Origin of the sequence: Bacillus sp. OV322, assembly GCF_900112495.1 — a bacterium.
Taxonomy (GTDB): Bacteria; Bacillota; Bacilli; order Bacillales; family DSM-1321; genus Peribacillus.
Genome location: NZ_FOMA01000002.1, coordinates 450,122 through 465,496 on the forward strand (window position 1 = coordinate 450,122; position 15,375 = coordinate 465,496).

The 15,375-nt window shown below is 42.5% G+C and carries 15 protein-coding genes and 1 pseudogene; 11 read left to right on the forward strand and 5 right to left on the reverse strand.

The features are described from left to right. Positions 1-5 precede the first annotated feature (5 nt). From gltD to BM126_RS22200, 6 genes are all read left to right on the forward strand, one after another. Positions 6-1,487 carry a glutamate synthase small subunit gene (gene gltD, locus BM126_RS06445; protein WP_090988740.1) on the forward strand — a complete coding sequence of 494 codons (1,482 nt, stop codon included), beginning with the start codon at positions 6-8 and terminating at the stop codon, positions 1,485-1,487. A gap of 61 nt (positions 1,488-1,548) precedes the next feature. After that, positions 1,549-2,109: a histidine phosphatase family protein gene (locus BM126_RS06450; protein WP_090988741.1), complete on the forward strand. Its 561-nt coding sequence runs from the start codon at positions 1,549-1,551 to the stop codon at positions 2,107-2,109. Between the two features lie 454 nt (positions 2,110-2,563). Beyond that, on the forward strand, positions 2,564-3,388 hold the full coding sequence (locus BM126_RS06455) for an alpha/beta fold hydrolase (protein ID WP_090988742.1): 825 nt from the start codon (positions 2,564-2,566) through the stop codon (positions 3,386-3,388). A 171-nt stretch (positions 3,389-3,559) separates the two neighbouring features. Continuing rightward, positions 3,560-4,951, forward strand: a complete 1,392-nt coding sequence (locus BM126_RS06460) for a cytochrome P450 (protein WP_256212997.1) — start codon at positions 3,560-3,562, stop codon at positions 4,949-4,951. Positions 4,952-5,045: 94 nt separating this feature from the next. Beyond that, entirely contained in the window at positions 5,046-5,867 is an 822-nt protein-coding gene (locus tag BM126_RS06465; protein ID WP_256212998.1) for an SDR family oxidoreductase, read from the forward strand. A gap of 104 nt (positions 5,868-5,971) precedes the next feature. Then, complete coding sequence (locus tag BM126_RS22200; RefSeq protein ID WP_177201336.1) at positions 5,972-6,121, forward strand: hypothetical protein; 150 nt, start codon at positions 5,972-5,974, stop codon at positions 6,119-6,121. A gap of 264 nt (positions 6,122-6,385) precedes the next feature. On the opposite strand, the gene BM126_RS06470 is transcribed toward BM126_RS22200, so the two are convergent. The 3 genes from BM126_RS06470 to BM126_RS06480 form a co-directional block, all read right to left on the reverse strand. Next, positions 6,386-6,856, reverse strand: coding sequence for a DMT family transporter (locus BM126_RS06470; RefSeq protein WP_090988744.1), 471 nt, complete (start codon positions 6,854-6,856; stop codon positions 6,386-6,388). Between the two features lie 12 nt (positions 6,857-6,868). Beyond that, entirely contained in the window at positions 6,869-7,300 is a 432-nt protein-coding gene (locus tag BM126_RS06475) for a DMT family transporter (RefSeq protein WP_090988745.1), read from the reverse strand. A gap of 190 nt (positions 7,301-7,490) precedes the next feature. Beyond that, positions 7,491-7,805, reverse strand: coding sequence for an ArsR/SmtB family transcription factor (locus BM126_RS06480; RefSeq protein ID WP_090988746.1), 315 nt, complete (start codon positions 7,803-7,805; stop codon positions 7,491-7,493). 413 nt (positions 7,806-8,218) lie between these two features. Between BM126_RS06480 and BM126_RS06485 the strand changes: the two genes are divergently transcribed. After that, positions 8,219-9,049, forward strand: coding sequence for a hypothetical protein (locus tag BM126_RS06485; RefSeq protein WP_090988747.1), 831 nt, complete (start codon positions 8,219-8,221; stop codon positions 9,047-9,049). 132 nt (positions 9,050-9,181) lie between these two features. On the opposite strand, the pseudogene BM126_RS06490 reads toward BM126_RS06485, so the two are convergent. Further along, positions 9,182-9,577: pseudogene (locus tag BM126_RS06490) on the reverse strand (carboxymuconolactone decarboxylase family protein); the annotation flags it as partial. An 854-nt stretch (positions 9,578-10,431) separates the two neighbouring features. Here BM126_RS06490 and BM126_RS06495 point away from each other — a divergent pair. The 4 genes from BM126_RS06495 to BM126_RS06510 all read left to right on the forward strand — a co-directional run bounded on the left by BM126_RS06495 (position 10,432) and on the right by BM126_RS06510 (position 14,538). Then, on the forward strand, positions 10,432-11,790 hold the full coding sequence (locus BM126_RS06495) for a copper amine oxidase (protein ID WP_256212999.1): 1,359 nt from the start codon (positions 10,432-10,434) through the stop codon (positions 11,788-11,790). A 287-nt stretch (positions 11,791-12,077) separates the two neighbouring features. After that, complete coding sequence (locus tag BM126_RS06500) at positions 12,078-13,208, forward strand: cation:proton antiporter (protein ID WP_090988750.1); 1,131 nt, start codon at positions 12,078-12,080, stop codon at positions 13,206-13,208. 423 nt (positions 13,209-13,631) lie between these two features. Further along, complete coding sequence (locus BM126_RS06505; RefSeq protein WP_071352594.1) at positions 13,632-13,907, forward strand: IDEAL domain-containing protein; 276 nt, start codon at positions 13,632-13,634, stop codon at positions 13,905-13,907. Positions 13,908-14,076: 169 nt separating this feature from the next. Continuing rightward, positions 14,077-14,538, forward strand: a complete 462-nt coding sequence (locus tag BM126_RS06510; protein ID WP_090988751.1) for a nucleoside 2-deoxyribosyltransferase — start codon at positions 14,077-14,079, stop codon at positions 14,536-14,538. A gap of 27 nt (positions 14,539-14,565) precedes the next feature. Here BM126_RS06510 and BM126_RS06515 read toward each other — a convergent pair whose 3' ends face one another. Next, complete coding sequence (locus BM126_RS06515; protein ID WP_090988752.1) at positions 14,566-15,228, reverse strand: lysozyme family protein; 663 nt, start codon at positions 15,226-15,228, stop codon at positions 14,566-14,568. Positions 15,229-15,375 lie beyond the last annotated feature (147 nt).

A 15,375-nucleotide genomic window follows, 5' to 3' on the forward strand; every position in this document is an offset into this window, starting at 1 on the left:
AGAAGATGGGAAAAACAACAGGTTTTATGGAATATCCCCGTGAAAAGGGGCCGGAACGGGATCCAATAGCCAGGCTGAATGACTGGAATGAATATGTCACTGCCATTCCGGACGATATGGCAGTGAGGCAAGGCGCCCGCTGTATGGATTGTGCCACTCCTTTTTGCCATATGGGAATGGAAGTTGCAGGAGTCACGACAGGCTGCCCCATTCATAACCTGATACCTGAGTGGAATGATTTAGTGTACCGGGGAAAATGGAAGGAAGCGCTCGGCAGGCTTTTAAAAACAAACAACTTTCCTGAATTCACTGGCCGGGTATGTCCTGCACCTTGTGAAGGATCCTGCACTCTTTCTATTACTGATCCTGCCGTTACGATAAAAAACATTGAACGGGCCATTATAGATAAAGGCTTTGAAAATGGCTGGATCACACCGCGGATTCCAAAGATCTCCACTGGCAAAAAGGTGGCGATTATAGGCTCGGGGCCTGCAGGACTGGCCAGCGCCGACCAATTGAACCAGGCCGGGCACGCTGTCACTGTTTACGAACGCTCGGACCGTGCCGGAGGGTTATTGATGTACGGCATCCCGAACATGAAGCTTGAGAAACATATCGTCGAGCGCAGAATCTCTTTATTGAAGCAGGAAGGCATTGAACTTATTACAAACACAGAAGTAGGCAAGGATATTTCTGCAGAAGACTTAAAGGAGCAATATGATGCCGTTATCCTTTGCACCGGTGCCCAAAAGCAGCGTGATTTAGTGATAGAGGGCCGTGAAGCAGCAGGTGTTCATTTTGCTATGGATTATTTGACAGGCACAGCAAAAAGCATGCTGGATTCTGACTTTGCTGACGGCCAGTTCATTAACACAGAAGGCAAAGATGTGATTGTCATAGGCGGCGGAGATACGGGCGCAGATTGTGTTGCCACCGCTCTTCGTCAAAAATGCCGCAGTGTTGTCCAATTTGGGAAACATCCTATTTTGCCTGCAGTGCGGGCGGCAGAAAATATGTGGCCTGCTTATCCCAATGTGTTCACTCTTGATTATGCCTATGAAGAAGCGGAAGCTGGATTTGGCAGAGATCCGCGGCAATATGAAATCGGGACAAAGAAAATCATAGCGGATGTAAATGGGCATGTGAAGGAACTTCATACGATGGGGATGGAAAGAATCGCTGAAGAAAACGGGTCCTATTTCTACAGGGAAATCCCTGGTACTGAAAAGGTCTGGGATGCACAGTATGTTTTTATAGCCATTGGATTTGAAGGCACGAGCGAGCCTCTGCTTAACGCATTCGGAGTACACGCAAGCGGGCAAAAAGCAGAAGCGGTCCACGGAGATTACCGGACGAATGTGGAAGGAGTTTTTGCTGCAGGAGATGCGAGATGCGGGCAAAGCCTGATTGTCTGGGCCATCCAGGAAGGCCGTGAAGCTGCACGTGAGGTGGACCGCTATTTAATGGGGAGTTCAAACCTGCCTTGAAAAAGGGATTTCCCCTCTGAATGGCGAAAATAGCATCATGTCATTATTTCTGGGGGGAATTATGAAAAAGAACGTTTATTTCGTCAGGCATGCGGAAGCGGAAGGGCAAGCCTATGATGCCCGGCTTACAGACCGGGGGCAGGAACAGGCAAGCCACTTGTCGGCTGCGCTTTCTGGTGTGAGTATTGACAGGATTATTTCGAGCCCTTTTTTGCGGGCGGTTCAAACAGCTGGGCCGCTGGCTGAGAAAAGAAACCTGGAGATAGAAATAGATGAAAGACTATCAGAGAGAGTTTTAGGCAGTGGAAATTTGCCTGATTGGCTGGGAAAATTGGAATCATCTTTTACGGATTTAGAAGTTAAGCTGGAAGGCGGGGAATCCAGCCGTGAAGCAATGACGCGCGGAACTGCTGTTGTGGAAGATGCTTTGAAAAGTGATGAAGAGCATATTTTGCTTGTCACACACGGAAATTTAATGTCACTGATGATTAAGCATTATCAGCCCGAATTTGGGTTTGAAGACTGGAAGAAGCTTGGAAACCCGGATGTGTTTTTGCTGAAAGTGAATGGAGATGCAGCATCTTTATCGAGAATATGGGAGAATGACAAATTGAGTGTTTAGCATTCTCTGTGATTAGGAGCTGTCTTTCTGATAGCTCCTTTTTGCTGCTCCTTGAAGATAGGAGGGGGTGCAAGCATTCTATTAAACAGGTTAAACATGAATTTCGCTCATATAATACAGGAATTCGCTCGAATCAGACTGGATTTGGATCGAAAGAACGTACATTTGGCTTGAATCGAGACAGGTTTGGCGTTGTTATCCATTTAATTGGAAAAAATTGTGTGAAAAAATAAATAAAACAGTTCAAACCCGTTCAGTAAGGGAAGTTTCTTCAATAGAAGCGCCCGGAAGTCCAAAAATATTGCTTTTCCGGCTGAATAGGGACAGAAAAATGGAGAAGTGCACAATCAGTTAACGGAAGCGTGCATACACATATGGTAGAGAGTGCGGAAGACAGCGAAAATGGACGAGACCTCAAGAGGTTAAAATCTGATGCAGACGGGGAGTGTAAGGTTTGGATAAGAAATCTATAAATATGCAAGGCAAGAAAGTAGCTTATATTGAAAAGGGAAGAGAAGATGACCCTCCAGTCCTGCTTTTGCATGGAGTTCCTGAATCAGCACTGCTATGGAAGGAAATCATCCCTGCCATTGTGTCATGCGGGTATAAAGTATACGCCCCTGATCTGCCCGGCTTTGGCGACAGCGAAAAATTTGATGAATCCTCAACATGGGAGCGTTTTGATCAATTTGTAACTGAGTTTACAGCTTTGCAGAAATTAGATTCCCTGCATCTTGTCGTGCATGACTGGGGAGGCCTGATTGGACTGAAGTGGGCATGTGACCATCCTAACCGCATCTTAAGTCTGATTGTCACGGATTCAACCATTTCAGATGAATACATGTGGCACGATCTTGCCAGGATATGGAGAACTCCGGGGAAAGGAGAGGCATCCATTAAAGGCATGTCAAATCGTGCACAGTTTCTTGAAGCCATGAAAAAGGAGATTCCTAATAGTGATGACGAAACGCTGAATGACTTCTTTAAAGTCTTTCAAACCCCAGAATCCGGGCGGGTAATCCTGGATTTATACCGCTCAGGAAATTTGGAAACGGTGAAGAACTATAAAGAAAAATTGCAGAAAATCAAAAATCCGGCAACGATACTTTGGGGGGAGAAGGACCGGTATATTTCCAGCAAATTTGCCGGAAAGCTTCAAAAAGAGGGACTGCCGCATGCAAATGTTCATATCATCCCGGATGCAGGCCACTTTATCCATATCGAAGCCCCTGAAAAAGTAAATGTGTATATTCAGAAGCATTTCAAAAATTTATCCTGATGTTGTTTGACTGCGATATTAAGATAATGGCTGTCTAGTAGTCTATATGGCGACTAGGCAGCCTATTTTTGTGCAAAAAAATTCAGCAGGTTTATAAGCAATCGTACAAGCCGAATGCAATCTTCTCCATAGCATGAGTAGTAGGATTCAGCTAAAGGAGGAATGGTACGATTGAGTAAAATAGAAAGATTTAAAATTTTGCCTCAAGGCCCAAAAGGAAAGTTATTTACTGGGAATTTAAGAGATTTCCAGAAGGATCCGCTTGGATTTCTTTCCCGTTTGCCTAAAGAGTATGGAGAAGCTGCAAAGTTTCGTTTTGGCCCTTTTCAGAAGGTTTATCTTGTCACAAACCCAGAGTTAATTAAGCAAGTGCTTGTTACCAAGCAAAAATCATTCGTGAAATCGAGAGACTTCAAGGCTTTAAAGCCGTTAATGGGGGAAGGGCTTCTTACTAGTGAAAAGGACTATCATATGCGCCAAAGAAGACTGATACAGCCTGCTTTTAAAAAGAGCCATATCAGCAGCTATGGCCAGGATATGATTGATATAACGAGGGATTACATGTCTTCCTGGGAAGATGGGCAGAAAAGGAACATTACCCAAGATATGATGGGCATTACTCTGGGTATCATCACAAAAACCATGTTCAGCATGACTTTTAAAGAAGGGTATGACTCTATCGGGGAACCTTTGGAGACTGCCATGAAAAGTGCAATCAAGAGGATGAGAGCAACTATTAAGCTTCCTCTATGGGTGCCTGTCAAGAGCAATCGTAAATACAGGAGCTCCATAAAAAAACTGGATTCAGTGCTTTATGACATCATTAGCCGCCGCAGGAAGCAGACAGAGAGATATGATGATATGTTAGATATTTTAATGGATGCCAAAGATGCAGAGGATGGCAGAGGCATGACAGATGAACAGGTCCGAGACGAGCTTATGACGATTTTCCTTGCCGGCCACGAAACGACAGCGAACGCGTTATCATGGGCCATGTATTTACTTTCACAGCATCCAGAAGCAGAACAAAAGCTTTTTCAAGAAATTGATGCCGTAATCGGGGACCGCCCGCCTGCTCCTGAAGATTTCATGAAATTGCCGTACACACAAAATGTCATTTGGGAAACGATGCGGCTATTTCCTCCTTCCTTTGTTACAGGACGCGAGGCGGAGGAGGACGTGGAGATTGGAGAATACAGCTTTAAAAAAGGAGATACGATTCTAGTAAGCCAGTATGTGATGCACCGTGATCCAAAGTATTTTGAGCAGGCTGACTCATTCATTCCTGAACGATTTGAAAACAACTACTTAAAAACTCTCCCTCCATACGCCTATTTCCCGTTTGGGGGAGGGGCGAGAGTATGCATCGGCAATCACTTTGCTGTCATGGAGGCGGTGCTGGTCCTTGCATGCATTGCACAGAGGTACCGGTTAAGGCTTGCTCCGGACCATCATGAGGTGAAGCCGTTTCCGTCTATCACATTGAGGCCGAGGAGAGGATTGCAGATGATTGCAGAAGAAAGAGTAAAAGCAGATTTACCGCTGCAAGCACCTGATGCTTAAAGCGTTATCCCGAAGATGCGGATTTTCAATAAAGAACTAAATACTTGTCCATACGCTTTTGATTATTTTGCATATGATAAAGGATATCGAAATTATGAGTTTATCATTTTGCAAAAGAAAAGATGGGGGAGGAATGGCTAGCATCATGAACAATTTATTCGATTTAACGGGAAAAACCGCCATTGTGACAGGCGGGGGAAGAGGGCTTGGGAAACAAATCGCACTTGCCCTTGCTGAAGCAGGAGCAAATATTGTCGTTTGCTCCCGGAATTTGGAGGCTTGCAAGGAAGTGAGCAGACAAATAGTAGAGATGGGGGGGACTTCTATTTCCTCCAGCTGCGATGTATCAAATGAAGAAGATATTGAAAGAGTGATCAATGAAACCATCAGCACGTTTGGAACCCTTGATATTCTTGTGAACAACAGCGGAATATCCTGGCTTGCGCCTGTAGATGAGCTTCCTTTGGACAAGTGGAAAAAAGTAATGGAAGTAAATGTGAATGGAACCTTTTTGTTTTCCAAAGCCGCAGCAAAAGTCATGAAGAAACAAGGAAATGGGAAAATTATCAACATTGCATCAATAGCTGGATATGGCGGGACACCTCCAGAAGTAATGGAAGCTATCGCCTATAATACCAGCAAAGGCGCAGTGATTACCTTTACTAGGGATTTGAGTGTGAAATTAGCCAAATACGGCATTCAAGTGAATGCAATTGCACCCGGATTCTTTCCTACAAAAATCGCCAAGGGCGTTTTGGAGAAAAACAATCACAGCGTTCTGTCAGGAATACCCGCACGGCGATATGGCAACGAAAGTGACTTAAAAGGCGCTGCCATCTATTTAGCATCAAGTGCTTCTGATTATATGATTGGACAAATCCTTAATGTGGATGGCGGGATCACGGCCTTGGCTTAACCTTAAATATAGGTTTGCTACATCGAGATCTCTATGATGCATGGGGCCCCCATCCTTCAGGCGCATGAATTAAGTTTCATAAAGAAAGGAAGGGAGGGATGTATATGTATATGTTATATATACCAGATGAAAATATAATTAATCTTGAAAATCATAGTGCAGGAATGGCTTCCCAGGTATACTCAGGATTTTTTGAATACTTGAGACAACTTGACCAGGAAGAAGAGTCAAAGAACGAGCATGACCATCAATAAATAAGGCTGTTTTCGTACTTTTGCTGCTATAGAATAAGGTGGATGATTTCCGTTCCAGGAGGCTCGCATTCCACGGGGCGGGCGGTGAGCCTCATCGTAAGAAAAGAGCCATAAATAATAAATAACTGGCAGCCTGTTATGGCTGCCAGTTTTTTCTCTGTTAAAGCTGTTTAATCAGAGCATAAACGGCACTGAAGCGGAAATCAGCAGGCATAGCCGGACCAAAAAAAGCTTGAATCCTTAGATTCAGGCTTAAAAATATAGCTATTTCGCAGAGATTTTCTCTTCAGATGCTCCCTGATTTCCTTTGAAAACGAAGTAAAGGGCAGCAATCATGAGTAACACTCCAATAAATCGCTTTGTATCAAAGTGGACGGTTTCACTCCCGAACCAGCCGAAATTGTCTATCAGCATACTTGCAGCCAACTGGCCGATAATGACAGAAACAACAGCAGCTGTGACACCGATTTTAGGTACGGCAAGCACCATTAAAGATAAATATATGACACCGAAAATGGCACATATCAATTGCCACTTCGGCACCTCGGTTACATGCAGGATATTGCCGCTGCCAAAGAAATTCACCACAATGGTCAAGATAATGGCTCCTGTAAAAAAGGTGAAAAACGCACTTTCAATTGTACCGGCTTTCTTTCCCAAGGTGCCGTTTATGGCTGACTGAATGCTTAAACCAATTCCAGCAAGTATAGGGATAATGACGATCAGGCTATTCATAGTGTGTCCCTCCTAGATGATGAGAAATAATGATGCGATTAATAAGATAATGGCTGTGAGCCTGTTTACATTAAACTTTATACGGGTTGAGCCGAATAAACCAAAATGCTCAATGATGATGCTCATCATAATCTGTCCGATAATGACTGACGTAACGGAGACGCCTACGCCAATTAACGTGACGCTTATCACAAGCAGGGCAAGATAAACAACACCGAGCATGCCTCCAAGTAAGTTCCATTTGGGAACTTTAAGAATCTGGATGACGTCCCCTTTTCCAAAAAACAGCACAAGAAGAAATGTAGCCATGGCACCGATGATAAAGATATAATATGTGCTTTCTAATTCCCCGATGGTTTTCCCAAGTGTGCCTCCAATAGCTGCTTCAAAGCTTAACGACATGCCCGCAATGATAGCTATGATATAGATGAAAAATGATTTCATTAATTGCCACCTCGTTGAATTTAGATATCTAGAATAATAGATATATTTATTTGTGGTAACTCTTTGATATTGGGGTTAATGGTGAATGAATCATAAGTGCGGGAAAAGCGGTTTAAGAGAGATCCCGCCAAACTCCCGGACCGTCCGCGTAACATGATGCTGAAGCGGATTACTGTGTTTTTTAGAACTGCTACATCTCTTTTTCCATGAATTCTGCGACCTTCTTTATAGTATCCTCATTGCGCTTATAGTATGTCCATTGCCCATACCGCACCGCTTCAAGCAAGCCTGCCTTTTGCATCAGGGATAAATAGTGGGAAACGGTTGACTGTGATAAATTCACCTTGTCCTGGATGTCCCCTACACACACACCGCCTTCAATACTAACCTCCTTTGGAAGGTGCGCCTGCTGCTTTGGAAAATTCTTCTCAGGCTCTTTCAGCCATTTTAAAATGTTAAGACGGGTCTCATTGGATAATGCTTTGAAAATGTCTATATGTTTCATGTTTATATTCTATTTCGGATTTTATCGATATGTCAAATGCGTAATCTTTTAAATCATACTCGATAAGGTTTTCCGCCGAAAGTTAGGGTGGGCTTTGGACTTATTAAAATGCTTTTTAGCTTACATATGAGCTAAATAGCGATTTCTCAGCTGAAAAAGTGACTCTTCTGCAAAATTAATTTCCAATTTATTGGATAATTGCACGCAAATTGCCCTCGATTAGAGCCAATTTTAAATGAATTAGAGCGAAATCCATCCTCATTAGAGCCAATTCAACCTTCATTCGAGCGAATTGAAATTACATAGCCAATCACTAGCGAGTGACCTCTAGATTAAGTATGTTTGGAAAGGAAAAAACTGGGTAAAATAACTTCGGCAGAACCATTGATATTTTACTTAAGGAGGCAATACCGTTGAAGAAATTAGCATTCGTTATGTTTTCTGTGCTGCTGGCAGGCTGTGGGCATTCCTCAGAAGGTGAGAAAACGCCTAAAAGCAAAGAAGTGCAGGGTGAAGTGAAAAAGGAAAAAGCAGAAAAGGCGGTTAACAAGGAAGAGCCGGCAGATACGAAAGCAAAAGAAGATATTTCCGGTAAACCTGTACTGGCCTATTTGAAAGAAGAAAAAACAAATGGAGATATTAAGGGAATAGGGATGGATCCTGAAACAGGCAAGAAAGTGATGGCCATTACGCAAGAAATGCAGCGCAGCATTGCTGCCAATAAAGCATGGTTTGCGGAATATACCCAAAAAAATATGAAAGAAGGAGAAGCGCTGCCCTACAGCCCTAAATTCGGAATCACGGAGAAGGAATATCAGCTCCTGCTGGACTCGCAGAATAATTCCGAAATGATAAAAAAAGGAGAAACTTCTGTTGAAATTAAAAGGCAAGGAGACAAGCTGACGGTAACCGCCCCCAATTCATCTTTCAAGACTGCTGTTTTTGACCTGAAAGCCAATACAGTTAAAACAAAATATGGTGTGCTTTCCTATAAGGGCAAAATTGAAGCATCCAGTGAGCAGGCCATAACGGGTCCCTGGTCAGGAGAAGCGTGGAAATTTGAAGATGGGAATGTGAAAACCATGCAGGATGCACAGAATATGGATGAAAATTCATACATAAAGTCAGTCAATTTTTATGTTGGAAAGCTGCAGGAAACGGGAGAAACACTGATTTATTTCACTTACCGTGAACTGAAAGATATGAAGAAAAGCCAGGAGGAGGAATTTATTGTTTTAAAATAACGTGCATGAAGATTTCCTGCGGAAGTCCCATTTTCCTCAGCGAATATCAATAGGTATAAACCACGAAAAAGCCGCCCGGATCGGCGGCTTTGGATGTGTAAATATATATTGTTCTTTGGAACCGGCAGCTTCATTTTTAACATGGCGCATAGCGAAAACTTTCTTTGCGACAGAAAGGGCATTAAGTACACGCGGGAAGCCTGTATATGGAATTAAGTGTGTAATGCTTTCAACAATTTCTTCCGGTGTTAATCCGGCTGTAAGCCCAGTATTGATATGAAGTTCAAGCTGAGGCTCTGTTCCTTGCGTGACAAGAGAAGAAATGGTAACAAGTGCACGCTGTTTATTTGATAAGCTTGGACGGGAATAAATTTCCCCATAAGCAAATTCAATGATAAATTTGCTGACATCCGGGGCGATATCCTGCAGATCATCAGAAATCTTTAAATGTGTGGAAATGTCATCATTGCTCTTTAATGTATATTCCATTAATTTATCTAAACCTTGCTGATATCGATCTTGTGCCATCATTATTCCTCCTATAAAAAATAAATGTAAATGGTTGTGCACAAATATTCCTTTTTTTATAGGTTGATTCTTCTCTTTTCATATCTCCATGATAAAGAGAACTGATATTTTGTATTATTCTGACAGGGATTTTCAATAAAGATCTTCTATACGGCTTTCCTTCACCAATATCCTCTGCAAATATTTTAACATTTTCTTCAGTTATCCCATTTTCCCAGCTCCCTTTATCTCAATTAGTGGATATTTGTAATTCCCTACAACTAACTACCTGGCAAAAAATATAAATTGCAGGAAAATAGTTTGTACCTTACATTCTTTTAAAAATAGAGATCAAACAATGATCAAAAAGAAATAGGCTCTTTTTTATGGCTCTTTTCTTAATGATGGTTGTTTTTTTTATGTTTACTGTGAGGCGATCCCATTGTTAAGAGTCCCCCGCCCGGCTGAAAAGCGGGCATCCAGGAACAGAAACCAGCCGCCTTGTCCACAGCTGTTAAGTTTAAGAAAATCAGCCAAAGAGCAAGACCAATCGTTAGCCAGTTTATAAGAAGAAAAAAATTTTCGGAGAAGGAGTGATCCGAATTCAAAAATTCTTCGTTAGGTTAATGGAAAGTCAACCATTAGAAATTTTTTAGAAATGACAGCCGAGAGTGATTCAAAAGTTTTTGCGGCACGTTAGGTGGACAAAGCAAAAAAATACAAAAGAAGTGATCCAAAAGAATCTGCAGAACGTTAGAAGGACAAAGCAAAAAAAAACAAATAACTGATCCAAAATGAAAGTGGCTTCGTTAGCTCTTGTAAGAAAAGAAAAATCATTGTATTAAAAAAATTTAAATTGAAGAGGAGAATGAATTATGAATGTAAACAAAAACTTGAAGGTATTAGCTGCACCAGTCCTAGGAATCTCATTATTGTTCCCGACGGTTGCCAATGTAAGTGCGGCAGAACAAAAGCCAACTGTCAATACTCCAGCGGCAGATTTAAGAGCATCCCTTGATCAGCTTCTATCTGAACACTTTGCATTAGCTTTCACCGCAATGACCACTGCCTATAACGGTTCGAAGGATGCTGGTGAAGCCATGAAGGCTCTTGACCAGAATGCACTGGATATGCAGCCTGCCATTACATCTCTTTACGGCGAAAAAGGCGGGGAGCAATTTGAAAAGATTTTCCGTGCGCACAATAACTACACAGACGATTATGCCAAAGCAGTAAAAGCAAATGACAAAGATGCTGAGAAGAAAGCAGATATGATGGTTGATAAATTTGTAAAAGACTTCTCTGCATTCCTCGGGGCTGCAACGGAAGGGAAGCTTCCCCAAAATGCAGCAGGGCAGGCGCTCCGGATGCATGAAGAGTTAGTGCAGAAGGCTTTTGATGATTATGTGAATGGAGATTATAAAGGCACTTATACCACATACCGTGAAGGTTTCAAGCAGATGTTTGATGTAAGCAAGGCATTGTCATCGGCAATTGTTGCCCAAATGCCGGAAAAGTTTAAAAATACAAAAGCAGATACACCTTCTGCAGATCTGCGCTCCGCATTAAACAGATTGGCTTCCGAACATTTTGCTTTAGCAACGATGGAAATGCAGAAAGAGTATGCAGGCGCTAATGATTTTGATTTCGTGAACTGGGCACAGGATGCCAACACAGCAGATTTCAAAGCAGCTATTTCCTCCATATATGGAAATCAGGCCGGAGAACAATTTGTAAGTGTATGGCAGCCGGACCATATTGATGCACAAAGCGATTATGTCCAGGCTGTAAAGAAAAACGACAGTGCCGCAAAAAAGGATGTTGTTAACAGAATCAGCGGGTTTACTAAGGAATTTGGATCGTTCTTAGGAACAGCAACTGGTGGGAAGCTTCCTGCACAGGCAGCACAGGATGCTTTGATGGCCCATGAACAAAGTGTCAGGACTACATTTGATAATGCAGCTTCAGGGAACTATGGAGATGCATACAAATCATGGAGAGAAGGCTACAAGCTGATGTTTGGTGTAGGACAGGCGCTTGGAAATGGAATTGTTTCTCAGAATCCAGGTAAATTTGCAGGCACATCCATGCCTGGTCAAATGCCGCATACAGGCGGCGGGGGTGCGAGTGAAACCACTGATTCACAAATGCCGTGGATGGAAGCTTCCATTGCAGCCATGCTTGTGCTTGGATCCGCATTAGTCATCAAAAGAAGAAAATCAAGCGAACAATAAAAGCAGGCACATAGAGGCGGAGGGGCACTGGTGTCTCACTCTTAAATAGACGCGGAAATTCCGCGTCTATTTAGTTCATCCGGTTTAACAGGCAGTGAAAGTTCCGTTCTACAGATTTACAGCAGACTTATGCCGGTGAATATGGTACAATAAAAGTAATCAAATATGAAACGAACTCGGAGGAGCCTGTCGCCAAGGGACTATTATGTCCCTTGGAGGCAGGCTTTTTTTGTGTTTTTTTCTGCCAATGCTGCAAATCATATGATTAAGAAAGGCGGGATTTTATCGTGCTAATTCTTCAATTAGCTATTATTTTGATATCTTCAAAGATTGCAGGGAGTATAAGTGTCAGGCTTGGCCAGCCGTCTGTTCTTGGCAAGCTTTTGATCGGCATAGTCCTTGGTCCGTCTCTTTTGGGAGTGATAACCGAAACGAAAGCTCTCGAGGAGTTCAGCCAAATTGGTGTCATTTTATTGATGTTTCTTGCCGGACTTGAAACAGACGTGCAGGAGTTTAAGCGAAGCGGGAAGGCATCTCTTCTCGTCGGCTTCGGGGGAATCATTGTTCCGCTATGTTTAGGGTACTTTGCTGGAGTACTTATGCATCTGACAGTCATGGAATCCTGGTTTTTAGGCCTGCTGCTTTCGGCAACCAGCGTCAGCATCTCTGTGCAGGCATTGAAGGAAATGAACCAGCTGCAAACAAGGGAAGGAACCGTGATTTTAGGTGCAGCGGTAATTGATGATGTGGCCGTCATTATTGCTCTGGCATTTTTAATGAGCTTTGCGGGCGGGGATGTTAGCCTGTCTGCGGTGATTTTCAAAAAGGTTTTATTCTTTGCTGCAGCCATCCTATTCGGCTGGAAGGCAGTTCCTTGGTGCATGAATAAATTTGCATCATTAAAAGTAACGGAAACCGTCATTTCATCAGCCTTGATTTTATGCTTTGTTTACGCCTTTGCTGCAGAATATACAGGTGTGGCTGCCATTATTGGAGCATACATTGCCGGTGTTTCGATAAGCGTGACAAAGTTCAAACACGAGGTTTTTGAAAAGGCTGAAACGATTGGCTACTCACTTTTTGTGCCTGTGTTTTTTACATCCATAGGAGTCGCGGCGGATTTTTCCGGTTTAAAGGAAAACCTGGTCCTGATTGTACTCTTAAGCCTGCTGGCCATTTTCACAAAACTGATTGGAGCATCACTGGGTGCTAAAATAGCCGAATTTGGGTGGAACAGTTCACTGGGGATTGGAGCGGCAATGGTGTCACGGGGAGAAGTGGCACTAATCATGGCTTCTATCGGTTTGGAAGCAAGGCTGCTTTCAAAGGAAATGTTTGCAGTGATTGTAGTTGTCGTGCTGGCAACAACCATTATTACACCTCCGCTGATGAAATGGTTTTTCCGGAATAAAAAATAGCATGTGTGCCGAAAAAACCTCCAGAAGCTGCCCGCTACGGAGGTTTTTGTAATCGTAAACTTTGCTGCTGCCTGAACAAGGGGTTGATTTCCGCTCCAGGATGCTCGTTTTCCGCGGGGCGGGCGGTGAGCCTCCTCAGGGGTCTCATCTGTCCCGCTAATCCCGCAGGAGTCTCGCACCTTACGCTCCAATCAACCTGATTTATCAACGGGAACGTCTCAAATAACAAATTTTAAAAAAACAACATCTTTAAGATAAGAGCTTTTCTATATAAAACGGAGCTTCCCTGTTATGGTCTGGAAAATTTCTATATGAAATTTTGCATTTGCATTAGCTGATCTTGTTATATTTTTATATTTTAGGGTAAATAAAAATTAATCATTAATTTAACGAAAATATTATAAAAAGAAGGCAGGGATCAGCATGAATTCTGAGTATAATTCTAAATCATTCAAACATGACCGTTATATTGCATCGTTGACTGAAGAATTGTTGAATAAAGAAGATTTGAAAACAAAAGAAATACTTACCAAAGAACGTACGGAATATACTCGCGGCGCTGATGCTGTCATAAAAAGGGTACAGCGCAAATATCTTGAGGAAAGAAGATACATCGAAATTGATAAGGCTTTAGATGATAAAAATGAAGCGAGATTCCTTGCTTTAACATCCAAGGGCTGGGAGCATGTTTTATCATAAAAAATACAATTGCCATATAAATAGAAGAACCGCATCAGTCCGGAGTGATTAGGCCTAAATAGGCGGATCGCTCCGGACGTTTTTGTTGTTTTACTGAATGATGCCAAAATGGATTCTTTTTAATAGTATATTATGTGTTTGGAATATGCGCACGCGAGGAGCGAGTGAGATGGAGCAAGGAGGAATGAGGCTGGCCAGAGTGTTTATTGCCAGCCCGTTTTTCGATCAGGAGCAGGTTGAAAGGGTAAAACGGCTGGAAAAAGCCTTATCACACAATCCGTATGTGGCAGATATTTTCTCTGCGCGTTTTCATCAAAATAAACACCTTGCGTTTGGATCGCATGAGTGGAGAAAAGCAACGTTTCAGCAGGATTTAAAATTCTTAAGAAGAGCGGATGCTGTGGCCGCTATTCATGATTTTACCGGAAAATGCACAGACAGCGGCACAGCATTTGAAATTGGGTATGCTTTTGCCTTGCAGAAACCGATTATATTAATCAAAGAAAAAAGTGGTGTGCCTAACTTAATGCTTGTTGAGGGATTGCATGCGTATTTGCAGAATGTCGAAGATGCGGCTTCTTATGATTTTCTCAATATGCCATCTATTCCATATGAGGGACCTGTTGTTTGACCAGCGTGTGAAGGAAAACCGGCCAGTCTAAAAGGACTCGCCGGTTTTCCTTTTTGCAGAAGCAGGTATGCTGCTTGCGAGGGCTTGGATGTTTTGTGCAACCTTTGTGCTGTAAGTGAAATCTCCATAGCAATACGGATAGCGGAAATTATTCTTATCTCCTCCGCAGGTGTAAAGATCCGGCTTCTTTTTCACTTGGATCATGGAGAAATCCTTGGCTAATTTCTCGCTGTGCCTGCCGCCGTGACTCGCAACATAGTCGATGTATCCTGTTCCCATGTTATAGGCTTGAATGATAGTTTTAAAATCTACCTTTTTTCTATTTCCGTAAACAACGGTTCTATGAAAATGTTCTATGCCATGCTCGATGCTTTTCCTTGGATCATGGATGGAATTTGGGGCAAGGCCAATCGATTCAGAGGCCTGCATAGGGTCTCCGCCTCTGCCTTTGCTTTCCTGCTGCATAAGGGCGACCAGCACAGCTGTATATTTTTGAAGATGGTATTTTCCCAGCTCGTCCCGTATGAGCGGAGTATACTTTTTAACATTTGCATATGGATCTGGTTTCACTTGTGGAACGGTATTTTCTGCAGTATTCGATATTACTTGTTTTATCAGTAAAAACACGGCCAATAATGCAAGCATGATAAAGATGGTACGTGACTGCTTTTTCCGTTTTTTCTTTTTCATAGAGTCTCTCCCAAAATATGAGCTGTCTATCATTATTATAAACTGCTGAGCTTCCGATATCATGCATTTTGTATAAAAGAGTCAAGCTCTGCACCATACTTGTCCTTTTTGCATAATATAAAGAGGATTTCCTTCATGAGGGTTTTG

Coding starts and splice junctions, on each gene's coding strand:
- gltD (WP_090988740.1), top strand. CDS start 6: ATGGGAAAAACAACAGGTTTTATGGAATATCCCCGTGAAAAGGGGCCG.
- BM126_RS06450 (WP_090988741.1), top strand. CDS start 1,549: ATGAAAAAGAACGTTTATTTCGTCAGGCATGCGGAAGCGGAAGGGCAA.
- BM126_RS06465 (WP_256212998.1), top strand. CDS start 5,046: ATGAGTTTATCATTTTGCAAAAGAAAAGATGGGGGAGGAATGGCTAGC.
- BM126_RS22200 (WP_177201336.1), top strand. CDS start 5,972: ATGTATATGTTATATATACCAGATGAAAATATAATTAATCTTGAAAAT.
- BM126_RS06470 (WP_090988744.1), bottom strand. CDS start 6,856: ATGAATAGCCTGATCGTCATTATCCCTATACTTGCTGGAATTGGTTTA.
- BM126_RS06475 (WP_090988745.1), bottom strand. CDS start 7,300: ATGAAATCATTTTTCATCTATATCATAGCTATCATTGCGGGCATGTCG.
- BM126_RS06480 (WP_090988746.1), bottom strand. CDS start 7,805: ATGAAACATATAGACATTTTCAAAGCATTATCCAATGAGACCCGTCTT.
- BM126_RS06495 (WP_256212999.1), top strand. CDS start 10,432: ATGAATGTAAACAAAAACTTGAAGGTATTAGCTGCACCAGTCCTAGGA.
- BM126_RS06505 (WP_071352594.1), top strand. CDS start 13,632: ATGAATTCTGAGTATAATTCTAAATCATTCAAACATGACCGTTATATT.
- BM126_RS06510 (WP_090988751.1), top strand. CDS start 14,077: ATGGAGCAAGGAGGAATGAGGCTGGCCAGAGTGTTTATTGCCAGCCCG.
- BM126_RS06515 (WP_090988752.1), bottom strand. CDS start 15,228: ATGAAAAAGAAAAAACGGAAAAAGCAGTCACGTACCATCTTTATCATG.